Source organism: Streptomyces sp. NPDC032198, from assembly GCF_040636975.1.
In the GTDB taxonomy this organism is placed as follows: Bacteria; Actinomycetota; Actinomycetes; order Streptomycetales; family Streptomycetaceae; genus Streptomyces.
Genome location: NZ_JBEZVL010000001.1, coordinates 565,441 through 589,214, shown reverse-complemented (window position 1 = coordinate 589,214; position 23,774 = coordinate 565,441). Strand labels below are relative to the sequence as shown.

Here is a 23,774-nt window from a genome sequence, read left to right as displayed (position 1 = left end):
CCGCAGGAAGGCTCTGCCGTCTCTCAGTAGGCGCTGATAAGGCAAAAGCAGGACGGGTGCCACTTCCCACGGGCACAATGGTGAGATGCGCTTCGACCTGAGCCGGCTCGGCAGCCGTGAATTTGAGCACCTGACTCAATCGATTGCAGTTGCTGAGCTCGGGCCTGGCGTCGGAGTATTTGGGTCCGGTGCAGACGGCGGCAGGGAGGCTACCTTTGAGGGCCCCGTCCGTATTGCCACAAACGGGCATTCATGGAGCGGCTATGGCGTCATTCAAGCTAAATATAAGGAGACTCTCGGTAAGCCGAAGGATGATGCAACTTGGTTGATCGGTGAAATAGATGGAGAAATGAAAGGGTGGATCAAGCGAAAGGCGGAAAAGAGGAAAGTCCCCGAATATTTTGTCGTTTCGACTAATGTCAGGCTTTCGCCGCAGGACGACGGGGGAATTGATAGGGTAGATGAGTGCCTAAAGGGATATGCGCAGCGTCTCGGATTTAAAGGATGGCTTGTTTGGCACTCTGACTCTATTTCGACTTTTTTGGCCAATCACAGAGATATTCGCATTTCGTATGCACCTTGGGTCACCCCTGGGGATGTCTTGGCTCGGGTCCTATCTGATCAAAGTGATCTCAGCAATGAAATTTCTGAAGCCCTTAGCTCTTTCACGGCAAAAGAGCTACTCAGGGAGAGATACGTCAACCTTGACCAAGCCGGCGCCACGGATGATGGCAGCGTAGCTCTAGCAGATATCTTCATCGACCTCCCGTACCAGCCGTGGTCCGGTGTGGAGGAATCCGAATCAGCGAATAATCAAAAAGCTCTAGAATCCATCATTCACGCGTCAGACCTGAGTACTGATCAAGCTGGCAATCGGAATCATAGAGTACGGAATGACGCAGATGACAGATTTGTGCTGATCGGGGGCCCAGGGCAAGGCAAGACCACTATTACGCAATTTGCCTGCCAAATGTTCCGATCGACACTAGTAGCCGAAACGGCGGCAGGGCAGTTCGGCAAGGTAGAACTGGCATGCCAAAAAATAAAGACACTGATGGATCAAGAGGGCCTCTCTGCCCCCAATAAACGTCGCTGGCCAGTTAACGTTCAACTGACGAGGCTGGCGGATGACGTAGCGCGCGGGGGATCTACCTCATTGCTCGGCTATTTGGCCAAGATTATTTCTGCTAGGACGACAGTATCCGTTAGCGCGCACGACCTTCGAAAATGGCTGACCATTTATCCATGGTTTGTAGTCCTGGATGGCCTAGATGAGGTTCCAGCTGCCAGCAATCGCGGAGAAATTCTCGCACTGATTGACGACTTCCTCATTGAGGCGGCGTCCGTTAGTGCTGACGTCTTCGTTGTAGCAACTACGCGCCCGCAGGGATATACCGACGAGTTTTCTCCAATCCACTATAGGCATCTACAACTTACTGCTTTGACGCGTGACATCGCGATGAACTACGGAAAGAAGTTGGCCATCGCTCGTCATGGGAGCGAAAGTGATCGCACTGATCGATTGATTGAACGTTTGGAGCGGGCATACGTTGAGCCAGCCACTTCGCGTTTGATGGCCTCGCCTCTTCAGGTAACGATCCTCGCTGTCCTACTGGAGCGCGTAGGACAGGCACCGAAGGACCGGTATAACCTATTTGCCGACTACTACAGAGTTATCTACGACAGGGAGTTGGAAAAAGACAGCCAAGCTAGCGCGCTTTTGCGTGACCATCACTCGGATGTGGACGCTATTCATGCGCATGTGGGCCTGCTGCTTCAAACTCGGAGCGAGCACTCTGGAGAAACGCATTCAACACTAGAGGCTCATGAACTCGGAGAAATAGTACGATCCAGGTTGGAGAAAGAGGGGCACCGGGGTGACTCGCTGTCTTCACTTTGCAGGCAAGTCATCAAGGCGGCCACCGAGAGACTTGTATTTCTTGTTCCCACCAGATCTGGTGAAATTGGATTTGAAATCAGGTCACTCCAAGAATTCTGGGCATCTCAGGGACTAATGAAGAAGCCGGAAGAGCTCATTTCTGGCAGTCTGCGCAGTATCTCTTCCAGTTCACACTGGCGCAACACTCTTCTATTTGCCCTCGGGGACATCTTCTCTAAGCGGGAGCATCTTAGGGACACCGTAATTTCACTGGTTGTTGATCTGAACAGCCATTCCGTCCTGCACGGAGATGTTAAGAAGGGGATCCTCGCTGGCTCTCGACTAGCTACGTCGGTGTTGTCCGACGGGATGGTGAGGTCGCCCGCTTACCTGCAATCGCTCACTGATCAGGCACTGCAGCTTTTCCAGCTTCCGCCAGACCCAGACGTTCGCATGGTTCCATCTGTCATATCAGAAGAAATGATGGACATGGTTACGCAACTAGCTGAGAATCGATTGCATGATCGGGTCAGCGTAGACGACTTGAGCCTGCTTTACGGGTTGAGTGTTCTGAGTAATCGCGCAGACCTCTCTGAGGGTGCACGCTCCGCTATAGGTAACTTCATTACTCCTCTGTACGAGAAGTTGTCGCCTGAGAATAGGCAGGAGCTGATGGTTCTTGCGTACAAAACCGGAAACGGGATACTGCGTAATTTGACGCATATGTGCCTTGTTGAGGCGCCACTGCCCCGGGTAATCGATGTGCTCGGTGGGTCGACTTCGGTTCGACGCGGTCCTAAAAAAAGCAACGGTATGGCGGCTCCGTATTCAGCGGCGCCAGCATGGGTCCGCGCTTTCCGGAATGTGTTGCGCCAGGCATCGTCAGGAAGTGACAGTAAAACTGCTCGAGTGGAAATCTATAATTTTGATGCCAACCTAAACAGCGTGGTTGATATTCCTGCGGTATGGGGGCGCATGCTTAAAACTGCGCCGCCTCGGCCTACGCTTGTTTACGATGCAGCTGAATTCTGCTGTAATCCTGGCGCGCAGTCTCTGGCCTCTTTTCTAGAATCTGCGGCGAGTCAGCCTGAAAGTCTCGAAGCCATTAAGAGTCACCTCCCATGGGTAGTCACGCAAGTGATAGCAGAACAGCCCACTATTCCAGATGCTGTTGCTTCGCTAAGGAATGGAGAATTCGGCGATCTTCAGGAATGGACGGAATTAGAGAAGTCTTGGGTTGGGGAACTTGACTGGCAGATTTCACTCAATGGCATGAAGGATTGCCTTAAGGGTGGTGCGGCCTTTTATCCGCTGGAGGCCGCTAAGGGAGCCTTTATGCTTCCTGGCCATGATTCGGCTGTCTACGGGCAAATTGGTCAGGTCTTTGAGGATTATGCAGAGTGTCGCGGCAGATCTACGGGGATACAGGCGAGCTTTGCTTCGTGGCTACTGATGCAACTATTTGTTGCGGCTCACGGTCGCGAAGGTTTCGTAGATGAGATCGGCCCGGCCAAGGTGAAGGCGGTGTTGGAGGATGCTGCCCAGGGACGTTACTTCAACCTTGGCTGGGTTAGTTATATTGATAAGATAAAATTTCCTCTCTGGTTGGACTGTCTCGATTTTGCTGGACAGCAAGCAAAAAGGCTTCATCCGGCGATTACTCGCGAGCGAATCGACATCTTACTGTCCCTCTGGTTGCAGGACCCTACAAGATGGGGGTTGGCGCGGCTAGCTATCGCGGCGGGACGTGACCTGTCTCCTATGAGAGATGCGAGGTATCGTCAGACTTGGCAACGGGGAGCCATCGTTGACGATCTGCCCAGAATTATGAGCCTGCTGGTTGCGTGCGTGTTTGGGGAGCCATCAGTGCGTCGTGAGGCGCGCTCCCTCAGTGAGGAGTTGCTGACCCTCACGGATTCTGAGCATGCCTGGCTGGCAGTCGAGGCAATGCGAGAAATTTCGCCCGGAAAATCCCAGCTGAGTAGAGTGTTTTGCCTAATGTGTGCTGAGGGGCTGAAAAGTAAGACCGAGCTGCGACAGGCGCTGATTGCACGGCTGGTTGAAGCGTTTGGTGAGGATGCTAGCGGTTTAGGAGAGAGTTAGACTGCGGCTTGGTCTCAATAAGGTGGAACGGGTTTGTGGCCATGATCTTCGAGGTTCGCGCCAAGGTGGCTCGGTAAACCGTGTAGCCGACCGCCCCAGCCACGACGTACCCCTTTGGCATCAAGCGGCTGCATGCTTTGAGCGCGGCACAGGTGTCAGCCGGGCTGGAGCGGGGCGGAAACAGGAGCGCAGGCCCGGCCGGGGTCGGGCCGCGAGCGGGGAGCGGAGCGCACCGCGTTGATGACTCGGGGAAGGTTTTAACGGGACGGATGCTGACCCGAATGCGTATCCGTCATCTCGTACATGCTGTCCACGGCGTTGCGGGTGCGGCTCTCGCTACTCGGCATCAGGTGCGTGTACACCCGGAGCGTGAAGCCGGGGTCCGTGTGCCCAAGGTAGGTGCTCAGGGCCTTGACGCTCTCGCCCGCGTCGAGCAATACCGAGGCATAGAAGTGCCGCAAGGCGTGCATGCCGTGTTCGCGGGCGGCCAGGAAGTCCTCGCCGGGCTTCGGTTTCGGGATGACCCTGGCGTCCGCGAGGGCGGGTTTCCAGAACCGCTGATTGAAGCTCGTGCGCCACATGGCGCCGTCTCCGGCGGGCCCCGTGAACAGTAGGGGCTTCGTGACGCGTGGGCCGTCCGGCCGCAGCCACGGCAGAGTGACCAGCACGGGCGGGTATTCCTCGATGTGGACCTTCAGAGCAGACGCGACCCGGTCTGGCAACGGCACGTCCCGTTCCTTCTCCCGCTTCGGGGGCGCGAACACCTGCTTGCCGCCCGCCATTTTGACTTGGTAGCCGACGTGCAGCCATCCCGTGTCGAACCCCACCTCGTCCAGGGGGAGACCGAAGATTTCTCCCTGCCGGAGTCCGCAGCCGGCGCCCAGGTCGACCATTGCTCGGTAAGGCTCAGGGAGCGCCGACCGTACGGCGAACGTGCGCTCACGCGTCCACGGCTTGATGCGGCCTGGGTTCGGGGCGGGGATACGTACGCTCTGGGCTTTGAAGGGGTTCTGCCTGAGGTATCCGTCGTCAACCGCGGCGGAGAGCACGGTGGAGACGGTGCCGAAGATGACGCGGCGGTAAGACGACGCAGGGATGGCACGTTCCAGTTCAGCCAGCCACTCGCGGATGTGCTCGGGCCGGAATGAGCCGAGGGGACGCGGGCCCAGGTAGGGGATCGCGTGGCGGTGTAGATGCACGCCGACGGGGCTACGCGTTGCCGCGTCGGCAGTGTGGGAGTTGAGCCACTTCTCGGCGTACTGCCGGAACGTGGTCTGACTCGCCTTCGGATCTACGTACCGGTTGGCGTCCATGTCCGCTTCGATCCGGGACAACCACTTCTCGGCGAGGCGCTTCTGGCCGTCGCGGAAGCTCTTGGACTTCTCCGTTCCGTCGGGTCCGACGTAGCGGGCGCGGTAGCGCAGGCCAGAGCCGTGGCGGTCGGACTTGGTGCGGACGGGCTTGCCGTTGTCGTCGGTTTCGGTCTTGAACCAGCGGTCTTGGATGTGGCCGGCCATGTGGTGGCGGTCCCTTCTCGACATAGAAGGGAGGGCCACGGATGGCCCTCCCTGGGGGAGCTGATCAGCCGTGGTGACTGGGGCAGTCAGGCGGCTTCAGCGTCTTCATGGCGGAGCTTGGTGACGTAGGCGTGTACGTCGGCGGGGTCATAGCGCAGGTGTTTGCCGACGCGGAAGCCGGGCGGGCCCGTGCGCTTCTTGCGCCACTGGTAGACGGTCTCCTTGGGCACCTCGAACATCTCGGCGATGTCGTCGGGCGTGAGGTAGCGGTCTGGGAGTCCGGCCCGGAGCGTCGTCTGGGGGTCGGGTTGATCGGAATGGGTTCGGCCCATGGGGTCCTCGGGAGTTGGGTCACGCTGCTGTTGGTTTCGAGGGCTGCTCAGAAGCTCGCGTCTGTCCGAGGTTGGGATTTCTGCGTCATCGCGTCACCTGCGTCAATCAAGCTTCTGACCTGTGGGTTTGGGTGACGCACCACGGTGGGCGCTGTGTCACCTGTGACACGGGCTCTCGTCTCGGGGTGACGCGGGTGACGCGGGGTGACGCAGGATTCGCGGTCTGCGTCACTGTTGTCTGTGCTGGTCAGGGGCCGTCTGTCGGGCTGTGGTGACGCGGTGACGCAGATCTTCCCTACTTAGGAAAAAGAAGGGGGTGGTTCTGTGGTCGTGCGTCGCCGCTCAGAGCTTGAAGAGCGGGCCGCTTCGCGGCGCGACCCCTTGCAGGGCGGCTGGCGCCGCCGAACAGCAAGAGGAGCACACCAAGGCAGGGGTGTGCTCCTCTTGCTTGTCTGCCTGTGCGGGCGGTCAGAACGCGTTCTGCTGTTGGTGCGGCGATGGCGGGGTCTGACGGCTGAGCTCGATGTAGCGGGCGGCGCTGGTGCGGCCCCACTCGACCAGGACGCCCCGGGCGGCCAGGGTGGGCTGGATGCGCCGGAGCCGGTCGGAGAGCACCTTGCCGGTGGTGGGCCAGCCCTTGGGCAGGGGGCGGCATTCCTCGCCGCTGTAGAGGGTGGTGAGGCAGTGCAGCCACTCGGCGGACGTCATCCGTACTTCTTCGCCGGGGGCGAGGCCAGCGGCGTGCTGAAGGACGGTCTGCGCCAGCAGGTCGCCTTCGATGACGTCGTCGTTCAGGTCGTCCAGGCTGGCCCGGTAGGCGGCCAGGGTCCCGAAGCTCATCGCTGCGTCGAGCTGTGCGCACAAGTGGGCGAAGTCGGCCATGCGCAGGTCGGTGGGGGTTTCCGCTTCGGCCGCGCGGACCTTGACGGTGAGATCCAGGAGCGAACCGAGGACGGCGGGCAGGATCTCGGCGTACTCCGCCCACAGTTCCGCCTCGGTGCGCCGCACTCGGGGGCGTTCCAGGCGCAGGGTGAGGAGGCGTTCGGCGAGGTCGGGGCGGATGATGCCGACGTCGATGCCGGTGAGCAGCACCGGGCGGCGATAGCGGGAGCGGACGACGTCGCCGTCGGTGAACAGGGCGCGCTTGATGCTCTCGGCTCCGGTGATGACGCAGCACATGAGGTCGGACAGATCCGGGGCCAGGTGCGAGAGGTTGTCCAGGGCGGTGATCCATCCGGCGGCCACGGCCGTGATCATGTTCTCTTCGTCCTTCGGGGGTCGCCGCAGGTCGCTGCTCATCCCCTCGATGATGCGGATGAGCATCCGCCCGGCGGTCGACTTTCCCGCGCCCTGCGGGCCGGTCAGGAACGGTGCCGGGACGGGCACGGACGGCTCCAGGCAGCCGATGAGCCAGGCGATGGCCAGGCATTCGGTCTGGGCATCGGCGAAGTTGCACAGCCGCAGCAACAGATCCAGGCCCTTGCCGTTCGTGTCCTTGGCGGGGAGGGGGAGTTCGCCGGTGAGCTGGGTGCGCCGCCAGCAGACCTCTTCCGGCGCGGGGACGCGGATGTCCCATCCGGTGGGGTGGATGCGCACCGACTGTCCGTCGTCGCGGCCCAGGTCGAGCCAGGTGGCGCCGTCGAAGCCGGGGGCGACACGGATGTGGGTGGGCTGTACCTGCTCGGTCAGTGCGAGTGCTTCGATCAAGTCCAACGCCTCCTTGAGGGCGGTTCCGTTGAAGACGCCGACCCCGTCGCGGAAGAGGCCGACCATGAGTTCTTGGCGGTGGCTCCCGGTCGTGCCCTGGGAGCGGATGGGGCGGGCCACGGGGTGGCCGGTGCGCTGGGCGTACACGGTGCCCTCGACCGTGCGGAAGTACCGGAAGTGGGACTGCGCGTAGTCGGTGATGACCTTGCGGGCCGGGTCCTTCTCGTCGTCGGACACACTCACAGTCCCAACTGGGCGCGGGCGTTGGTCCACGCATCCGTGCAGTGCCGGGGCCTTTCGCCCTTGGTCTGCGCGGCGGCGAACAGCCGGGCGATGTGGGCGTCGGTGAGGCAGCCGCACCGGCCGTGCGTGGAGAGCACGGCCAGGAAGGTGCGGTAGACGGTGGCGTGCACGCCGCTGGTGGCCTCGGTGATGCGTTCCTCTGCCATGGCGAGGCCGCGGGCCAGGTAGGCCGGGGTGCGGTGCGGGCAGGTCCCGCCTCCGTCCGGGGCGGGCGCGGCGGTGATCTCGGGCGCGGGCCGGGCTGGGGTGGGCTTCACGGCGAGCGCGCGGACCTCGTCCGGCAGGGCGGTGAGGCGGCCGGTGCCGGGGCCGAGCCACCGGGCGTAGGCCATGCGGGACTTGATGTCGACGCCGGGGCGTACGCCGTTGGAGGAGGGCATGGTGCCCTGGTAGATCCAGTGCTGGCCGCGTGTGGTGGGCACGGTGCGGGTGGGTGGCAGGTGAGCCTGAGCCCAGGTGATGGCGTCGGCGTGGTCGAGGTCGACGACGGTGAGGCGGACGCCGGCGGGGTGGTAGGCCACTGCGGTGGCCTGCCGCCAGGCGCTCGCCCACGCCGCGGACCGGAGAGTCTCGGGGTTGCTGGTGGCGGCGGCCCAGGCGTGGCAGGGGCGCGGGCAGGTGCAGGGCCCGGCCTGCTTCATGTTCGGGCGACCGCCGCACGCGTTCTTGGCGCAGGTCGCGCAGTTGTTGAAGGGGGCCTTGCCCACGCGCAGCGGCAGCACGGGCACGCCCCGGGACGCGAGCGCGAGCGCGGTGGCCAGCGGCCCGGTCGCTGTATCGAGCAGTGCGGGGGCGGGTGGATGAGTCATGCTGGAGTTCTCCTGTTGTCTCGAAGGGACGGGGAGAGCCGGGGCGGTCGCGATTCTTTGGCGAGAGGCGACCGCCCCGGGCGTGTGTTCAGGCTGCGATCGCAACCTGGAGTTCCTCGGTGTGCCGGTCGATGGCCTCGCCGGTGATGGCCTCGACGAGCGCGCAGACGATGACTTCGGCGCAGTTGGGGGTGACGGCGTTGCCGTACTGGCGAACGCGTTCGCGCTTGTTGCCGATGACGATGTAGGCATCGGCGAAGCTCATGGCGCGGCCGATCTCGTGGGGTTCGAGCATCCGGAAGAGGACGTCGTTGATGTCGACGTCGCCGGTGACGAGGGCGTACCGGTCGCGGGTGGAGAGGGTCCCGACGGGCTCGCGCACGGTTTTCGCGGTGCCGTTGCCGTAGTACGGAACTAGCAGGTGCTCCCAGGCCACGAGTGACTGGTGGCCCATCGTGGTGAGAGTGCGCATCGGTTCGATTGCGGTGGTGCAGTGTTCGCCGCCGTCGCCCTTGCTGCCGTTGTTCCGCATCAGGAACGCGGGCGGCATGACGAGGCCGTGGTGGTTGCCGTTGGCGGACACGGTGCCGACGGGCTCACCGATCGACCGGCCGCGGAGCTGGTCGCCGCCTCCGCGCATGGTGACCATGAACGGGAGCCAGGCGAGACCGGTCTCGTTGCGGGCGGTCTGGGTGCGCAGCGGCGCGTGGGCAGAAGCGGGCTCTTTGCCGTCCCGACCCTCGACGGGGATGAGGAGGGGCGGAATCGCCAGTCCGTCGTTCTCGCGGGTGGTGCGGGTCGGCATGGGGGCGTCGACGGGGACGGCATCGTTGCGCCATGTGCCGCCTGCGGGGACGACCATGGGGCGGGCGAACTTGTCGAGGCCAGCCTGGACTCGGGCCAGAGTCTTCGGCGCGAGCGGGTGGAAGCCGAGGGACTTCGTCTTGGCCTTGTCCTCGAAGAACTCCTTGAGCGGCTTGTCGCCGATCCGCTGGCCGGGCAAGGACCAGTCGATGGCGACAGCGGCGGGCAGAGTTTCGGGTTCGACGATCTGGCTGCGGCACGTCGTGTTGGGGCAGCGGTAGACGTACTGCTGGCGGTAGCGGCCCATGTCGCGTCCGGGCTGCTTGAACCGCTGTATGGCCTGCACCCACGTCTCGCAGCCGGGGCACCAAGCGCGCGGACGCAGCCACTTGTCCCAGTCGGGGGTGCGGCCGAGCGAGTGGTGCCAGTAGGCGACATACAGGCGGTCGCGGGACTGCGGGGCCTTGTGAACGGTGCGCGGGTCGGCGTGCATCGAGTTCAGCGCGATGACGCGGGTCTCGTAGCCGAGTTTCCTGATCTCGCCGATCCAGCGGTCCCACTGGTCCCAGGCGCGGACATCGACGACGTTCTCCACGACGCCCGCCTTGACCAGGCCGCCGCGCTGCTGGACACCATGCAGGTACTGGGGGACTTCTTCCATGAGGGCGCGGGAGCGTTCCTCTTCCTCGGTGGGGCCGAAGCCGTCGAAGAGGTCGCCCTGCATGGAGGCGTCGAAGTCGCGCTTCTTGCCGCGGGCGTTGGACCACTGGGGGCATTCCGGGGAGGCCCAGAAGATGTCGGTGACGGGCCAGGACTCGACGGGGGCTTCGCGGATGTCGCCGCGGTAGTGGTCGACGGTAGGGAAGTTCGCGGCGTGCGATTCGATCGCTCGTTCCCAGTGGTTCGCCGCTCGCTCCATGCGCACACCGGGGATGGAGTGCATGCCCTGCGAGGAGCCGCCCGCGCCGCAGAACCAGTCCATGACGGTCAAGGCGTCGTTGTCGTTGCGGTACATCAGGCCGCGCTCCTCTCGGCGCCGCCGCCAGCGGCGGCCATCCGCGCATTCGCGTCGGGCACGGTGATGGCGCCGGCGGGCAAGCTTCCGGCGCCGCAGAACAGATCGGTCAAGGTCAGCACTGCTGTGCTCCTGTTGTCTCGAAGGGACGGGCAGAGCCGGGGCGGCCGAGATTCCGTGGCGAGAGTCGGCCGCCCCGGGCAGCTCTAGAACGGGGGCTGGTCGCTGTACTTCGAGTCGCCCGACGCGCCATCGGTGTTCCACGCGGCATCGCCCGATGCCGCAGCGGCCTGTGTGGGGCGCTTGGCCTCGATAGCCACGTTGGTGAACTTCAGAGAGGCGCCGATCTCGTCGATTTCCAGCGCGAGCATCGAGCGGTTCTCGCCCTCGGGGGTCTCCCAGTTGTGCTGGCGGATACGGCCGAACGCCACCACCCGAGAGCCCTTGGCCAGGGACTCTGCGACGTGTTCGGCCAGGGAGCGCCAGACGGCGCAGCGGAAGAACGTCGCGGTGCCGTCCTTCCACTGGTTGCTGTCGCGGTCGTAGACGCGCGGGGTGGAAGCAATGGTGAACTTCGCCAGCGCGGCGCCGGAGGGGGTGAACTTCACCTCGGGGTCGGCGGTGAGGTTGCCGATCACGGTGATGGGGGTCTCTCCTGCGGACACGGTGTGGTCCTCCTTCAGTTGGTGGTTACGGGCACCAGGGCGGCGCCGTCGGTGAACTCGAACTCCGCTGCGGACAGGCAGATCAGCAGCTCGTAGAGCTGTGCGGCTCGCTCGTGGTCGCTCTCGGTCGCCAGCGCGGCGTTCACGCGGGCCACAGCGGCTCCCAGGGGGCTGTCGGAGAGGGGGATGGGGATGGCTTTGTGTTCGTCGTCGGGGTGAGCGTCGTGGGCCCACTGGCCGCCGGTCGCGCGGTCGTTCCACTGGATGTCGGTGCGGCAGATCAGGCAGCGCGCCCGGTGGGTCACCGGGCGGTCCGCCTCGGGCGGTTGGTGCCGTGCGAGGTGCTTCATGTGCGATCTCCCTTCGGCGGCAGTGCCAGGCGTCGGGCGGCGGCGTGCAGCTTGCCGTCCAGTACCGCTGGGGCTTGGTCGGTGATGGAGTGCAGGGCGACGGCGGCGGCGATGATGACGTCGGCCAGCTCCTGGGCGACGTCGTGGTGGGTGTGGGTGATGCCCTGGCGGGGGTTTTGGCCGGTGGCGCCGATGTAGGCCGCGGCCACTTCCCCGGCTTCCTCGTTGACCTTGAGCAGACGCATCGCGACTTCGTGTTCGTCGCGGGCGTTGGCCGCATCCAGAGCGGCGGTGATGCGGGCCACGACGGGCCACAGGGCAGCGCTCATGTGCTGGCCTCCTATGAAGGTGGTCTAGGGGAGGTGGATCGTGGTGGGGTGAAGCGTCTGCGGGGCGGGCGCGGTGTGCGCCGGCCGGGGCCGGTCAGGCTTGGGGGCTGCGTTGCTGTCGTTGTCGTGGGTGGCGAGGTGGAAGCCGACGATGAGGCCAAGGACCAGCAGGACCTGATGCCGGTGGGCCCTCCACCAGGAGGGCGGGGCTGTCGTGGTCAGGACACCGATGACGGTGGGTGGTTTCGCCAAGACGTCTGCTCCTTGTCGGTGGTCCGCGAGAGGTGGCGGAAGGGGTGGGCTGGGTGTGTGCCGGTCGGGCTGTCCCGTCCTCGTCCCCAGCGGGGCGGGCGAGGACCGGGCAGGGCGACCAGAGAGATTCCCTAGCGCTGGGTGTGGCCGTGGGCGGTGATGGCTACTCGCAGGTGCAGTCGGGGCGCTCGCTGCTGCCATCGGCTCCGCATCCGCAGCAGTGGGGATGCGGGTAGGGCTCGCCGCCGTCGGTGGGGTCACACAGCTCGCAGTCGATGAAGTCGTCGTCCTCGTACACGGGAGTCCTCACAGGTAGTTGGCGGTGCCGTCGTCGGCGTCGGGGCCAACGACAACGCCCCGTCCGGGAGGGCGGGGCGTGGTGTTGCAGGTGCTGTAGAGATCAGGCGGCGTGGTCGATGACGTTCGGCGGCATCTCCCAGCCCCATTCACGACTTGCGGCGGGGGCGAGTGGGGGCGTCTTGCCCTGGGCTGCGTCGCGGCGCTTGGAGGTGAAGCAGAGCCGCCGTTCGTATTCGGTGACGAGGGTCTGGACGAGGTTGACGTGCCGTCCGGTCTGCCAGATGGCCTGTCCCCGGCCCAGCAGCGGGATCTGTCGTACGGCCCAGTCGGGCAGGGAGAACAGGCCGCGGCACTGTTCGGCTTCGTCCTCGTCCATCTGGTGCAGGATGCGGGTGGAGGCCAGCCGCAGGAGATCTTTGGCCTCTTCGGACTTGGCGTCCTTGGCGCTGTGCGCGACCGAGGTGACCGAGAGGCCTTCGCGGCGCGAGTACTTCATCATCCGCTGCAACAGTGCTGCCGTGGCGGGGTGTTTGAGGATCTGCCAGGCCTCTTCGACGATGAGCGTGGAGTGGATGCCGTGATCGGCCCCGCCTTGGCCGAGCCACACTGATTCCAGGAACACCCCCACCACCGACATCAGCGCGGGCAGGGCCATCGAGGTGCGGTCGATGCCGGAGAAGTCGAACACGGTCAGCTTCTCGTCCAGCGATACCGACGTTTCTCCGTCGAGCATGCCGCGGGTGGCCGAGCGGATGAACGGCGAGAGCGCTTGGACCACTTCTTGCCCGAAGGCGAGCAGCTGGCGCTGGTCGAACCGCCCGGGGATCGCGTCGGCCTGAAGGGAGGTGACCGCGCCCATCAGCCCCGACAGGGTGTGGGCGGCGGGCGACGACTCCATCGCCGCATCCAGCGCCATCCGCGCTCCGGGGGACAGCGGCCGGTGTCCGCCGAGTTCGGCGAGCACGGCCACCAGCTGCACGCGGTGCAGCGGGGGAATCCGCGCATCGAGGGGGTTCATGCACACCCCTTCGCCAAAGCGGACCGGCGCGATGCCCAGGGCTGCGGCCACCGCATCCCACTCGCCCACGCCGTCCTCGCCCTTGGCGTCCAGGACCGCGTACCGGCGCCCCGCTCGGGCCATGTCGCGCAGCGCCATGACCTTGGTGTTGGTGGACTTGCCGTTGCCCAGCGTGCCCAACAAGGCCATGCCGGTCGACGGCAAGACCTCCTGGTCACAGTCGACGGGGGTCAGGCGGAAGGGCGAGCCGTCCAGCAGTGAGGCGCCGATCAGGGCGCCGTCGGTGATGGGCTTGCAGGCGTAACCGGGGAAGAGGCCTGCGGCCTGGCGGGTGGTGGTGGTCAGCATGTGATCTCTCCTCCCGGAAGCGGCAGCGCCGAGTGCCAACCGGTTTCGTGTTCCTTGTCCATCCACGTCAGATGGGCGCCGGCCGATACCGCGTTCTGCTCCAGGTCCCGGCGAAACTCCTTGAGTTCCGCCTGATCGCGGGCCTGGATCATGATGCGGGCGGCGACCTTCACGTAGGCGGCGCCATCGGAGATGTCCTCCTCGTGGAGTTCGGCGGCCCGCTTGCCGGTGCGGGTGGAGGTCTTCTCCCGCCGCACGTCCTTCTCGTCGCGGGCGGTCGCGGTACGCAGCATTTCCCCGGTCTCCAGCCGCTTCTCGGCCTTGCGCCGATCCAGCGGCAGGTACTCCACCACCGTCGTGCGGGTGACGCGGGGCAGCGTGGTGATCATCGGGCGCCAGAAGTCAGCGGCCCGCTCCCCCCGTCGGAAGTCGGCGACTTCGGCGGTCGCGGTGACGTAGTCACCGGACCTGAAATGATCGTCGTGGATCTCGTACAGTTCACGGCCGCTGATCGTCTTCAGCGCGATATCCCATGCGGAGCGGGGCCACAGATGGCCGGTGTCGATCCCGCACACCTGCGCCTGTTCGTAGGCGGCCTGAGCCCAGGCCGTCTCCTCTTCGACGTCGGGGCCGTGGGCGGGCACGGACAGCAGGATGACGGTGGAGTGCACGTCGCACGCCGCATTCACCATCTCCATCAACTGCCGGTAGGAGTCGGCCAAGTCGCCTTCCGGCTGGGCCCGGACGTCGCGTTCCCCCACATAGGGGGTGACCGCGTGCACGATGCGCACACAGGATCCGTGGCCGGTGGCCGCGACCCACTCCAGGAATGCGGCCAGCGCATCGTGGGCGCGGTCGCGGTGGGCGCCGTCCTTCAGTGCGGCGCCGTCGGTGACCCACTCGAACGCCGCGAGCAGCCTGCCCCTGACCTGCGGGAAGCCGTATCCCTCACGTTCGTGCCAGACAACGTCATTGATCTTGGTGAAGACGTCGTGGTGGGGCAGGGCCCCCTCCGCATCGGATGTGGAGGGGGCCCTGTCGCTCTCGTACTCCCGAACGGCCTTGTCCAGAGCGCGTTTCCTGAGCGCGTGCCCGCTGTGGCGGGCCACGCGTTCGACGACGGTCGACCCGCCCGCCTTGACCAAGGCCAGCGCCCCCGCCAGGGCGGCGGGGACGATGCAGGTCAAGGTGCCCAGGATGCCGGGGACGGCGACGCCGTGGGTGACGCTGAGCGCGACCCCGGCCCCGATGACCGCGAGATCAGTACGGGAAGGGGGGAGCTTGAGCGTCTCGGTCTCGTACAGCGGATCGAGCAGATACGTCCGGGACGCGGACATGACCAATCCTCTCCTGTCGTTGGGGGGACTTGCGGGCCGTGCGGGTTTCGGCGGGCTGCGATGTCTGCGCCGCGTGTGCGGGCGCCTGCAGCGCGGACCGAACTCCCTTGCCGCTGCCGGGGTAGGGGCGCCGACGGGCAGGGTCGTGGACGCCGGTCGCCTGCCCAGGTGCCTTCCTCTTGCTGCCGCGCACGGCCTGGGCGCGGGCCAGCCGCTTGGCGTGGGCCTGGCGCTCGGCGTCGGCAGGCAGCTTGGTGACCGCCGTGCGCCCCTCGCTGAGTGTCTTGAGCTTGGGGGCGCGGGTGACGGCGGCGGCGACGTTCTTGGCCATCTCCGGAAGGCTCAGCAGGATGTACAGGCACACGAGCGTGGTGCTCGCGGTGAGCAGCAGATCGGTCAGGGCGCTCTTGGGCAGCACCCGGCGGAACATCAGCACGATGGAGATGGGCACCCGTGCCAGGAACACCGCCGCGACCAGGTGCAGCAGCGTCTTGCCGCTGCGCGAGCGCATCCAGCCCTTGCCCACCCCCAGCGCGGCCGACAGCGGCAGGAAGACCACTGCCGCGAGGACGGCGACGGGGGAGATGACGCACAGCAGCCACAGCGGGCCGACCGAGAGCAGCACCACGAAGGCCTGCGCGAGACGGCCATACGGGCTGCCGCTGGAGCTCAGCAGCGACTTCTCCATGCCCTTGAAGGGGTGATCGGCCAGGTCGGCGTACATGAGCGCGGAGAACTGACCGAACGCGAACGCGATCAGCCCCACCGCCATCGGGATCACGGTGACCAGGAGGAGCAGCCCGAAGAACCGCCCTCCGGCCGAGCCCGCCTTCTTGAAGGCGGGCCCCGAGGGGCGGGCGATCCAGAAGATCAGCCCGCTCACCAGAACGACCGCACCGATCAGCACGGCGATGCCCGCCACCGGGTTGTACACCTTGGCCAGCGCGCCGCCGCTGATGCCGCCGAGCGGATCGGCCGCCGCCATCATCGACTTGTCCATCAGCCGGTAGAGGGCAGCGGCCTGGTCAGAGAGCCAGTCGGCGGCGGAGCCGAGCGGGTCCATCGATCCGGGCATCTCCGGCGTCAGATCGTCCGGGCCCGCTCCATCGCCGCCGCCCTCGCCGCCACCGCCGTCCTGGCCCTTCTCGCAGTACTTGTGGGCGGGGCCCTTGATGCGGTCGCAGGGATCACCGGCCACGGCTCAGCCTCCCAGCGCCGTGGCGATGGACGGGCCGATCGCCAGCACCCCGAGCAGCAGGACGATCAGACCGCCCACGGTGATCGCGGTCTTCTTCAGCGCCGAGCCGTCCTTCTTGAACCCGGCCTGGATGCCGCCGCGGCCGGCCGAGATGACCGCCCCGGCCGCAATCGCCAGGATGACCGAGCCGATCAGGACACCCATGATCACGCCGTACAGCGGCAGGAACCCGGAGACGGGCGCCAGGTCCGGGCCGGTGTCGTTGACCGTCTTGACGACCTGCTTGGCGCCCTCGGAGCAGTCCTTCTTGCCGTCGGACTTGGTGATGCAGCCATCATCAGGGCCCGCGACGACGATCGTTCCGGTGAACTTGGCCATGATCAGAACTCCTTCTCAGAGGTGGTGAGGGGGAAGGTGTCGTGCTGGGTGATGGGGCGCTGGGCCCTGGAGTGCAGCCGGTAGGCGACGATCGCCATCGCGACGCACATCAGGACCAGGAAGACGGTCAGCCCCGTCAAAACGGCGACCGTCGTTTCCAGGCTTTCGGCGGATGCGGCCACGGAATACATGGCCTGAGTGGTGGCGATGCACTGTCCGTTCGCCATCACACCTCCTTGGTTTTCGTGGACTTGGGATAGACCCGGCCCGCACCCATGTAGGTGTCCCACCAGATCTTTTCGATGCGGACTTTCGCCCCGGTGCGCGGCGCGTTCAGAAAATGGCCCCGTCCGATGTAGATGCCGACGTGGTCGATGTCGCCGGGAGTGGCCTTGCCGGTCTGCTTCTTCTTGCTGAAGAAGACGAGGTCCCCGATCCTCAGATCGCCTTTCTCGACGAGTGATCCGTCATTGTCGAGGTGCGTGTATTGGGCGCTGGCGACTCGGGGGAGCGTGACACCGGCCTGGGCGTAAGCGGCCTTGGTGAGGCCGGAGCAGTCGAAGCCGCCGTCCGCATCGCCGTTGCCGCCCCACACGTAGTCCTTGCCGATCTGAGCGGACGCGTAATTGACCGCCTCGATGGCGACGTTGGACTGTCCGCCGACGGCTTGGCCCATCTTCGCGGCGGACGCCATAATGGTGGAGACGTAGTTTTCTGTCTCCTTGTAAGGCGGTATGCCTCGGTATTTTTGCACCGCTCTGGGTCCGGCGTTATACCCGGCCAGCGCGAGACGCGTCTTGTCTCCGGGTACATCCTTCACGTCCCGGGAGACCGAGCACATGTACTTGGCGGCGGACGGGATTGCGTCTTCCGGATCCCACACGTCCTTCTTGCCGTCCTTGTTGCCGTCGAATCCGGAGTTCTTCCAGGTTCCGGGCATGAACTGCGCTATCCCCATCGCCCCGACCGGCGATTTAGCCTGCGGGTTGAAGCCGGATTCCTGTTTGAGCTGTGCGGCCAGAATGCTGGGGGTGATGGCGTCACACTCATTGCCCCAGGCGTTGAAGAGTCGCTCGTAGCGTGCGGGCACCGATCCAGGCGCCGTGCGGTTGGCCACCGAGGTGGCCTTGCCGCTGACGGCCGGATTGCCGGTCAGGCTCGTGGCGGTCACCGCCAACAACCCCGATCCGACCACCACCAGGCCGATCGCGGACCCTTTCATGAACTCCAGCTCCTTCACTGTGTTTTCGCAGGTGAGGCCCCGTGCCACGGGCCGTGACAAGGCTGTGCCGCCCCCTGTGACGGCACGGCACTGGAACGGGGGCGGCACGGGGGTGGCACAAGGTGCGGCACGGGTCAGCGGCGGAGGATCTCCGCCAGCTCGCGGCCTCTGACGCGCTGGCCTTCGATCCGCTTCTGCGCCTGCGGCACATCGCGGCCGAAGTGCCCATAAAGCCATTCGCCGACGGCTGTTCCGGTTTTTCCCGCGTCCTCTCCACCGGCGATGTTCACTCCCATCTCACGCAGCCGGGAGGCGAATTCGACGGTGGAAAGGAACGCGGCACCGGCGTACGCCTCGCGAACGAGACGCACGTGTTCGGGCTCAGTCTCGTGGAATTCCTCTGCTCGGGCATCGATGGCTGCGTTGAGTTCCTCGTCCGTGACAAGGAATCCGCGCATCTCGCAGTTCTTGTCCTTGACCTGGAGAATTGCTGCACCGTCGATGCCGGGGAGCTTGGAGGCGTCATGCCCGGCCCGCGCTGTTCCGCCTCCGAGGATGACGTCTGACTGTCCGGTCTCCGCGCAGCCGAAAGCCAGGCGCACGCGATGATTCGAACGAATCGACGTGTTGATGACTTCCGATTTCGGATTCTGCGTCGACAGGACGACGAGGATCTTCGAGGAGCAGAACTTGCGGGAGGCGGTCTTCATTTTCGCCTCGAATGCGGTCGCCTCCTTCTTCGAATCGGCTTCATCGGTGTAGGTGCTGACCTCGTCGATGATGAACAGCAGCGGCCGGTGTCTCGCCTTTCCGTTTCCGGCTCGCACCGATGCACTGTTCTCCGAAGAGCGCTGCTCGTGCTTACCCTCCACGAACGCGATGATTTCCATCATCCGTTCGTGGTCGGGCACCTCTTCGTAGATCAGGCATGCCTTTTCCGCGTACGCGAGGTCGCCGTCACCCTTGGCGTCGACCAGGACGATGTCCCAGCCATTGACCAGGGCGAAATAGACGAGCCACTTGATCTCTTCGGTCTTTCCGCCACCGGACGATCCAGCGATCAGCATGTGCGTATCACCGACCGGGGACTTGATTTCCACCAGGTGGCCGTACATGTCGTAGCCGACCGGAATGACACCCCGGCACGTTGCTCCCACCGGATCGGGGAGGGTGGGGATGCGGCTGTAGATCGGCTCATCGAGGACGGTGATGACGACCTGCCGGGAGGTGGCCCCCGGGCGCATCGTCACCTTCGTGGCGTCCACGTCGACCCACGAGATCACCCGTTCCCGCTTACCGGCCACATCCCCGTACACGCCACCGGGCGGCAGCTCAATGACCCACTCCTCGCCCAGCTCGACGCGCCCCCGGCTGAGCGTGCGGGCCTTACCCGCCGCGTAGTCGAGCTTCAGCGCAGCCGCCAGCTTGGGGGCCTCATCACTCTGGAGCGACGCGGCCACCTCTCCCGGCATGGCCGGGGGTGCCCCCCACGCAGTCCCATGCGGGGCGGCAATGCCCTCGTCAGGAACCTCAGCGGAGCCCAAGGAGCCTTGCGGTTCGGGGCCTTGAAGCTCTTCTGAGGCGACCGCGTCAGGAACCTGGCAGGCGCCAGGAACCTCACGGGCCCCCAAGGGGGCGTGCGGTGGCACGTCGTGCAGCCCTTCGGAGGCGAAGGCGGACACGACCTGCGTCCTCTTGCGCTGACGCGGCCCCCGGGCGCGCCGGTAGGCCCTGGTCATGGCCAGCACACACGATCCGATCAGCAGCACGGCGATGCCGAGCAGCCAGATGCGGTTGTCGTAGACCCAGGATTCGATCTCGTCCCGGTAGACCAGCCCGGAGGCGGGCCCCGTGACAGCGAGCCCGCCGATCAGCCATCTCGCCTCTTCGGACAGTGGCTTCTTCGCCACAGGCCTTGCCGGTTTCGGCGTCTCTTTGGCTTCCTTCTCTTCGACCGCTTTGGCGGCCATACATCCTCATTTCTCGCTAGGGCGGGCAGGGATGAACTCCCCGTGGCCGCTTGCGGATCTGCTCGGCGGACCTGCGGGACCTGCGGACGCATGTCCGCCAGCCCGCCAGCCGCCGGCCAACCGATGGCCAGGGGATGCGGTGCATTCGACTGTCTTCCGGCAGTCGTGACGAAGGCCGTCCCCAACTCGACTGGGGGACGGCCTTCATCAGTGGTGCCGGAGAGTTGCGTCGAGGTCAGAGCTGATTAGGTTCGAGAGCGAAGAACGTGACGTTGGCGCGGGCCAGGTCCGGGTTGTCCCGCGCAAGCTCGTCCCTGATGGCTGCGAAAGCATCCCGGCGGGTCCAGCCCTGTGGCGGGGTGAAGGTGCTGGACTGTGTGCTGGTCAGCCGCCCGGGGATCTCCAGCGTCATGACCCAGTGGTGGCTTCCCTGGGGCTGGATAGCGGTTTCGGTGGGCTGCTCGGTCCGTGCAGACATGGTCTGTCTCTCCTGTTGGCTGGTCGGGATGTGTGTGTCGGACTACGCGGGCTGCTCGGCGAACTCCGCCTGGAGCTGCTCGTAGGTCTTGGCCATGCGCTCGTAACTGGCCTTGGCGCCTTGGGCCTTCATGGCCTTGATGAACCCGTTGAGCGACTTCGGTGGCGCCAGCTCGGTGAAGATCCGACGCCCGGTGAGGTAGAGCTCCTCATCGCTCAGGCCCGGCTTGCGGCCCGGACCCTCGGAAAGATCCGAGGCCCCCTCGGAATCACCGTCGGCCACCTGCGACGCCCCGGCATCGACGGGGTGTTCGTGCAGCTCAGCGGTTTCCGAGGATTCCGAGGACCCCGTCATTCGCGAGGCGGGCGTCGGTTCGCTCAGACTCGACCCCGAAGCGAGCTGCGAGCCCTCCTCGGAACCACGGGGCGAAGCCGTGTCGATTCCGAGGGGGGTTTCCGAGGGGGCGGTCAGGACGTGCAGCGAGCGGGCCGCGAAAGCCTGCGCCGCCTGGCCGTGCTTGGTCTCGGAATCCTTCAGCTTCTTCTCGGCCTCCGCTCGGGCCTTGTTGATCTTCTTTTGCATGCCGGTCATGGCCTTGGCCTTCACCGCCTGGCGGTGGGCCTCCGCGAGCGTCTCGGCCGTCTCGATGACGACCTCGTTCTCAGCCCGCGCCTTCAAGTGCCGGGCATTGGCGTAGGTGAGGGCCAGGGTGTTGCGGGCAGATGCGGACTGCTCTTCGATGACGCGGGAGGTCGCATCATCCGCGAGCATGTGGTCCGCGAAGATCCTCAGCCCCATGAACACGGCGGCGGCCACCGGGACCAGAGCAAAGACGCGGGCATGCCCCATCAGCAGCAAGATCGCGACCGAACCGGCCATCGAAAGGGCGGCCACTGACAGCATCACAGCCATCCCAACGGCGCTGCGCTGCCGGATGGCCTGCTCGCTCATCTTCAGTGCGCCGATCCACAACGCGTCAAAGACGAGGGCGATGAACCAGGCCGCGGCGGTTCCAAGGCGTCCGTCCAGGCCGAGAATCGGGGCGAGCTGGCTGCCCACGGTGACCGCTACGACGGCCAGGGCCGCCAGCGTCAGCAGCTTCTCGACGACGGCAAACGGGTTGAAGCCCCCGATCCTTCCGGGGGCGGTGGATGTGCGAGTCACAGTCACTCCTGGGTCAGGGGCGCTTCTGATTGGACTGGCGTGCGTTGTAGGTGTCTTGGAGCCGGGCGAAGCGCTCGTGAAGCGGCGCTCCCTCGGGACAGTCCTGGCTGGCCTGGCAGGCCGCACAGCCATCGGTGTGCCGGGCGGACTCCTTGAACGCGCGCATGTAGCGGACGTAGAGGTCATCCGTTGGCGGCTTGGCCATCAGCGGCCGGCCTTCGCGACGCTCGGCCGCTCGGGTACGCGGGCGTCGCCGAAAGCGTTGAGCCGCACCGTGGCGCCCGTGACGTCGACGTACGCCTCCAGCACCCACGTCTCGCCATCACCCTGGGAGTGGAAGTCCACGGCATCACGCGCGATGTGCAGAGCCAGGCGCCAGGGCTCAAAGGCCCCCAAGTCGTCGTGCAGGGACAGCTGCAGCCGCTCCGGGTAGATCGGGGAGATGTGCACGGTCGGGGCGGGCAGATCGGGAAAGTCCAGGGCCAGCACGCGCAGGGCCCGCAGAGGAACCGCCAGGCCCTCCATCGCCAGATCTGTCTTCATGCCGCCACCGCCAGGCCCTGCGCGCCGCACACGGCCGAGCGCCGCGCCGGAGCCTTGCGGGCCCGTCGGGGCCGCGGTGCCGGCGTGGGCAGGTCGGTCGCCTTCAGCAGCTCCCGGGCGTAGGCCGCGGCCACCGGGTCGACCTCCCGCAATTCCCTGAGCACGTCGCGGGCCACCGACAGCCGCGCGGTCCGGTCCTTCTCGGACTCCTCGGCGGTGCCGGTGAACAGCTCCGTGTCGAACCCAGCCGCACGCTCGGCGAAGCCCAACGCGAGCTCCGCGAACTCCCTTGCCGTAACAGCGGCATGACCAGCAACGATGCACTTCATGGGTCGTGACTCCTCTGAAATCAGGTGGGATGGGCACGGCCCGAACAGCGCCCCCCGGAGTAGCCGCTCCGGGGGGCGCAGGCCGTACGAGGGGAAAGCCGTTCCCCAGGCCGGATGCGAACTACTTGTTCTGCTCGAACTCCGGCTCCCCTCGGCCTCGCCCGTACGGCGCGCTCCGAAGAACGACCGGACGGGCGAAGGAGGCAACCGGCGCAGCGCTAGCCGCCGCGATTCGGTGAAAGGTGACCGGTTGTCTGCGGCGTACTGCTCTGCCCGCAGGCTGTGGTTGAAACGGCGTCGCCGTGCCGGTCGATCACGGCGACGCCGGGGTATGTCGTCGGTTCACACCGACCCCCTTACAAGTGGAGGGACACGGCTTCACCGGTACGTCCGCTGTCGCGGAGCGCCGATCCCGAGCCGGGAGAATCGGGTGCGTCAACATCACTGCGCTGACGCCAGCAGGGCGGCCACACCGGACGGCGCCCCCACGTTCAGGGGCGTTGTTGGTGTGTTTGGCGTGCCGCCGACGACATCACCCGGTCGTCGCGGGGGCGGTCTCACTCTTGCCGCCACGTGCGTTGGGGCCCCGCTGTACCTCCCCACACCCGAATCCGGGTGGCGCCTGCCAGGCGCGTAGGGGGAGAGCCACGTTCATCGCGGTGGTTTGCCCCCGGACCCTCGCCCTAGGCACCTGCCACGACCGCCGCTCTCGCGTCAGCCCCGCACGATCACTCTTCAGGTTTCAAACAACGTCGCTACGAATCCGACAGGCGCGGTAGCCCCTCAATCAGGGCTCTCGATTGCTCGGGACCTGTCGGCGCGCTCGTTTAAGCAGGTCAAGCACTTGCAACCGCAGCTCGTGAAGCCCTTCCGGGATTCGTCAGCGGCGCAGGTTCAGATTGGCCTAGGTCAGTTTTTCGCGCAAGGGGTTCCACGGAGAAAGTTGGATTGACCTAGATCGGTTAAGCTCTAGGGATGGACTGGATGGAGTGGGGCGGCGGCAGCGCACCGACGGCGAAGGACATCGCGGCGTACTACCGATCCCGGATCGCGGCCGGTGAATTGGAGCCATTGGCTCCGCTCCCGCCCGGCCGGAAGCTCGCCAAGCACCTGAAGGTTGCTCTCGCGACCGTCCAGAGTGCCTACGACGTACTGAAGAGCGAAGGTCTGGCGGACTCCCGTCCCGGCAGCGGCACCTACGTTGCCGAAACCACCAATGGCGGCAGCGCGCAGGATCGAGCCCAAGGGTTTCGCGAGATGCAGGGCCAGTTGAGTGCTGTCACCTCTCAACTCGCCGAGCTTTCCGAGCGTGTGGCGAAGCTCGAAGGAGACCGGACCGACTCCGCGTAGGGTCCGGGCGGTGGTCCTGCCTTCGCTGCGTTGGCGGGGCACTTTCGCGGGGAACCCCTTGGAAGCCATCATCA

At 65.5% G+C, this 23,774-nt stretch carries 25 protein-coding genes; 2 read left to right on the top strand and 23 right to left on the bottom strand.

The genetic code is table 11. The features are described 5' to 3' along the window. Positions 1 to 85 precede the first annotated feature (85 nt). Positions 86 to 3,982: a hypothetical protein gene (locus AB0E78_RS02765; RefSeq protein WP_361827315.1), complete on the top strand. Its 3,897-nt coding sequence runs from the start codon at positions 86 to 88 to the stop codon at positions 3,980 to 3,982. A 257-nt stretch (positions 3,983 to 4,239) separates the two neighbouring features. Here AB0E78_RS02765 and AB0E78_RS02760 read toward each other — a convergent pair whose 3' ends face one another. From AB0E78_RS02760 to AB0E78_RS02650, 23 genes are all read right to left on the bottom strand, one after another. Further along, entirely contained in the window at positions 4,240 to 5,499 is a 1,260-nt protein-coding gene (locus tag AB0E78_RS02760; protein WP_361827312.1) for a site-specific integrase, read from the bottom strand. An 86-nt stretch (positions 5,500 to 5,585) separates the two neighbouring features. After that, a complete protein-coding gene (locus tag AB0E78_RS02755) occupies positions 5,586 to 5,831 on the bottom strand; it encodes a helix-turn-helix domain-containing protein (protein ID WP_361827309.1) in 246 nt (81 codons plus the stop codon). A gap of 468 nt (positions 5,832 to 6,299) precedes the next feature. Next, positions 6,300 to 7,775: an ATP-binding protein gene (locus AB0E78_RS02750; protein ID WP_361828482.1), complete on the bottom strand. Its 1,476-nt coding sequence runs from the start codon at positions 7,773 to 7,775 to the stop codon at positions 6,300 to 6,302. A 2-nt stretch (positions 7,776 to 7,777) separates the two neighbouring features. Beyond that, the gene (locus AB0E78_RS02745) at positions 7,778 to 8,650 is read right to left on the bottom strand and encodes a DNA primase (RefSeq protein WP_361827306.1); all 873 of its coding nucleotides are present in this window, start codon (positions 8,648 to 8,650) and stop codon (positions 7,778 to 7,780) included. An 88-nt stretch (positions 8,651 to 8,738) separates the two neighbouring features. After that, positions 8,739 to 10,469 carry a DNA cytosine methyltransferase gene (locus AB0E78_RS02740; RefSeq protein WP_361827304.1) on the bottom strand — a complete coding sequence of 577 codons (1,731 nt, stop codon included), beginning with the start codon at positions 10,467 to 10,469 and terminating at the stop codon, positions 8,739 to 8,741. Beyond that, complete coding sequence (locus AB0E78_RS02735; protein ID WP_361827302.1) at positions 10,469 to 10,591, bottom strand: hypothetical protein; 123 nt, start codon at positions 10,589 to 10,591, stop codon at positions 10,469 to 10,471. The genes AB0E78_RS02740 and AB0E78_RS02735 overlap by 1 nt, the downstream gene beginning before the upstream one ends. Before the next feature lie 84 nt (positions 10,592 to 10,675). Next, positions 10,676 to 11,134 carry a single-stranded DNA-binding protein gene (gene ssb / locus AB0E78_RS02730; protein WP_361827299.1) on the bottom strand — a complete coding sequence of 153 codons (459 nt, stop codon included), beginning with the start codon at positions 11,132 to 11,134 and terminating at the stop codon, positions 10,676 to 10,678. A 14-nt stretch (positions 11,135 to 11,148) separates the two neighbouring features. Beyond that, the gene (locus AB0E78_RS02725) at positions 11,149 to 11,484 is read right to left on the bottom strand and encodes a hypothetical protein (protein ID WP_361827296.1); all 336 of its coding nucleotides are present in this window, start codon (positions 11,482 to 11,484) and stop codon (positions 11,149 to 11,151) included. Next, entirely contained in the window at positions 11,481 to 11,813 is a 333-nt protein-coding gene (locus AB0E78_RS02720; protein ID WP_361827293.1) for a MazG-like family protein, read from the bottom strand. The genes AB0E78_RS02725 and AB0E78_RS02720 overlap by 4 nt, the downstream gene beginning before the upstream one ends. Before the next feature lie 24 nt (positions 11,814 to 11,837). Continuing rightward, entirely contained in the window at positions 11,838 to 12,065 is a 228-nt protein-coding gene (locus tag AB0E78_RS02715; RefSeq protein ID WP_361827290.1) for a hypothetical protein, read from the bottom strand. 163 nt (positions 12,066 to 12,228) lie between these two features. Then, on the bottom strand, positions 12,229 to 12,375 hold the full coding sequence (locus AB0E78_RS02710; RefSeq protein ID WP_361827287.1) for a hypothetical protein: 147 nt from the start codon (positions 12,373 to 12,375) through the stop codon (positions 12,229 to 12,231). A 90-nt stretch (positions 12,376 to 12,465) separates the two neighbouring features. Further along, complete coding sequence (locus AB0E78_RS02705) at positions 12,466 to 13,731, bottom strand: hypothetical protein (RefSeq protein WP_361827284.1); 1,266 nt, start codon at positions 13,729 to 13,731, stop codon at positions 12,466 to 12,468. Then, on the bottom strand, positions 13,725 to 15,068 hold the full coding sequence (locus AB0E78_RS02700; protein ID WP_361827281.1) for a hypothetical protein: 1,344 nt from the start codon (positions 15,066 to 15,068) through the stop codon (positions 13,725 to 13,727). The genes AB0E78_RS02705 and AB0E78_RS02700 overlap by 7 nt, the downstream gene beginning before the upstream one ends. Further along, positions 14,992 to 16,266 carry a hypothetical protein gene (locus tag AB0E78_RS02695; protein WP_361827278.1) on the bottom strand — a complete coding sequence of 425 codons (1,275 nt, stop codon included), beginning with the start codon at positions 16,264 to 16,266 and terminating at the stop codon, positions 14,992 to 14,994. Before AB0E78_RS02695 ends, AB0E78_RS02700 begins: the two co-directional genes overlap by 77 nt. Positions 16,267 to 16,269: 3 nt before the next feature. Next, entirely contained in the window at positions 16,270 to 16,644 is a 375-nt protein-coding gene (locus AB0E78_RS02690) for a hypothetical protein (protein WP_361827275.1), read from the bottom strand. Positions 16,645 to 16,646: 2 nt separating this feature from the next. Further along, positions 16,647 to 16,871 carry a hypothetical protein gene (locus AB0E78_RS02685; protein WP_361827272.1) on the bottom strand — a complete coding sequence of 75 codons (225 nt, stop codon included), beginning with the start codon at positions 16,869 to 16,871 and terminating at the stop codon, positions 16,647 to 16,649. Continuing rightward, positions 16,871 to 17,884, bottom strand: coding sequence for a bifunctional lytic transglycosylase/C40 family peptidase (locus tag AB0E78_RS02680; RefSeq protein WP_361827269.1), 1,014 nt, complete (start codon positions 17,882 to 17,884; stop codon positions 16,871 to 16,873). The genes AB0E78_RS02685 and AB0E78_RS02680 overlap by 1 nt, the downstream gene beginning before the upstream one ends. 116 nt (positions 17,885 to 18,000) lie before the next feature. Continuing rightward, entirely contained in the window at positions 18,001 to 19,836 is a 1,836-nt protein-coding gene (locus AB0E78_RS02675) for a type IV secretory system conjugative DNA transfer family protein (RefSeq protein ID WP_361827266.1), read from the bottom strand. Positions 19,837 to 20,071: 235 nt separating this feature from the next. Then, on the bottom strand, positions 20,072 to 20,314 hold the full coding sequence (locus AB0E78_RS02670) for a hypothetical protein (RefSeq protein WP_361827263.1): 243 nt from the start codon (positions 20,312 to 20,314) through the stop codon (positions 20,072 to 20,074). Between the two features lie 42 nt (positions 20,315 to 20,356). Continuing rightward, on the bottom strand, positions 20,357 to 21,478 hold the full coding sequence (locus tag AB0E78_RS02665; RefSeq protein WP_361827260.1) for a hypothetical protein: 1,122 nt from the start codon (positions 21,476 to 21,478) through the stop codon (positions 20,357 to 20,359). Positions 21,479 to 21,491: 13 nt separating this feature from the next. Further along, positions 21,492 to 21,683 carry a hypothetical protein gene (locus AB0E78_RS02660; protein WP_361827257.1) on the bottom strand — a complete coding sequence of 64 codons (192 nt, stop codon included), beginning with the start codon at positions 21,681 to 21,683 and terminating at the stop codon, positions 21,492 to 21,494. Beyond that, complete coding sequence (locus AB0E78_RS02655) at positions 21,683 to 22,021, bottom strand: hypothetical protein (RefSeq protein ID WP_361827254.1); 339 nt, start codon at positions 22,019 to 22,021, stop codon at positions 21,683 to 21,685. The genes AB0E78_RS02660 and AB0E78_RS02655 overlap by 1 nt, the downstream gene beginning before the upstream one ends. Next, positions 22,018 to 22,350, bottom strand: a complete 333-nt coding sequence (locus AB0E78_RS02650) for a hypothetical protein (protein ID WP_361827252.1) — start codon at positions 22,348 to 22,350, stop codon at positions 22,018 to 22,020. Before AB0E78_RS02650 ends, AB0E78_RS02655 begins: the two co-directional genes overlap by 4 nt. Before the next feature lie 975 nt (positions 22,351 to 23,325). Between AB0E78_RS02650 and AB0E78_RS02645 the strand changes: the two genes are divergently transcribed. Beyond that, entirely contained in the window at positions 23,326 to 23,700 is a 375-nt protein-coding gene (locus AB0E78_RS02645; RefSeq protein WP_361827249.1) for a winged helix-turn-helix domain-containing protein, read from the top strand. The last annotated feature ends 74 nt before the right edge of the window (positions 23,701 to 23,774 follow it).

What these genes read in the sequence shown, in the direction of transcription:
- AB0E78_RS02670 (WP_361827263.1), bottom strand. Translation starts at nt 20,314, where the DNA reads ATGTCTGCACGGACCGAGCAGCCCACCGAAACCGCTATCCAGCCCCAG.
- AB0E78_RS02660 (WP_361827257.1), bottom strand. Translation starts at nt 21,683, where the DNA reads ATGGCCAAGCCGCCAACGGATGACCTCTACGTCCGCTACATGCGCGCG.
- AB0E78_RS02725 (WP_361827296.1), bottom strand. Translation starts at nt 11,484, where the DNA reads ATGAAGCACCTCGCACGGCACCAACCGCCCGAGGCGGACCGCCCGGTG.
- AB0E78_RS02760 (WP_361827312.1), bottom strand. Translation starts at nt 5,499, where the DNA reads ATGGCCGGCCACATCCAAGACCGCTGGTTCAAGACCGAAACCGACGAC.
- AB0E78_RS02645 (WP_361827249.1), top strand. Translation starts at nt 23,326, where the DNA reads ATGGACTGGATGGAGTGGGGCGGCGGCAGCGCACCGACGGCGAAGGAC.
- AB0E78_RS02675 (WP_361827266.1), bottom strand. Translation starts at nt 19,836, where the DNA reads ATGGCCGCCAAAGCGGTCGAAGAGAAGGAAGCCAAAGAGACGCCGAAA.
- AB0E78_RS02755 (WP_361827309.1), bottom strand. Translation starts at nt 5,831, where the DNA reads ATGGGCCGAACCCATTCCGATCAACCCGACCCCCAGACGACGCTCCGG.
- AB0E78_RS02690 (WP_361827275.1), bottom strand. Translation starts at nt 16,644, where the DNA reads ATGGCCAAGTTCACCGGAACGATCGTCGTCGCGGGCCCTGATGATGGC.
- AB0E78_RS02705 (WP_361827284.1), bottom strand. Translation starts at nt 13,731, where the DNA reads ATGCTGACCACCACCACCCGCCAGGCCGCAGGCCTCTTCCCCGGTTAC.
- AB0E78_RS02655 (WP_361827254.1), bottom strand. Translation starts at nt 22,021, where the DNA reads ATGAAGACAGATCTGGCGATGGAGGGCCTGGCGGTTCCTCTGCGGGCC.
- AB0E78_RS02650 (WP_361827252.1), bottom strand. Translation starts at nt 22,350, where the DNA reads ATGAAGTGCATCGTTGCTGGTCATGCCGCTGTTACGGCAAGGGAGTTC.
- AB0E78_RS02700 (WP_361827281.1), bottom strand. Translation starts at nt 15,068, where the DNA reads ATGTCCGCGTCCCGGACGTATCTGCTCGATCCGCTGTACGAGACCGAG.
- AB0E78_RS02765 (WP_361827315.1), top strand. Translation starts at nt 86, where the DNA reads ATGCGCTTCGACCTGAGCCGGCTCGGCAGCCGTGAATTTGAGCACCTG.
- AB0E78_RS02720 (WP_361827293.1), bottom strand. Translation starts at nt 11,813, where the DNA reads ATGAGCGCTGCCCTGTGGCCCGTCGTGGCCCGCATCACCGCCGCTCTG.
- AB0E78_RS02745 (WP_361827306.1), bottom strand. Translation starts at nt 8,650, where the DNA reads ATGACTCATCCACCCGCCCCCGCACTGCTCGATACAGCGACCGGGCCG.
- AB0E78_RS02740 (WP_361827304.1), bottom strand. Translation starts at nt 10,469, where the DNA reads ATGTACCGCAACGACAACGACGCCTTGACCGTCATGGACTGGTTCTGC.
- AB0E78_RS02685 (WP_361827272.1), bottom strand. Translation starts at nt 16,871, where the DNA reads ATGGCGAACGGACAGTGCATCGCCACCACTCAGGCCATGTATTCCGTG.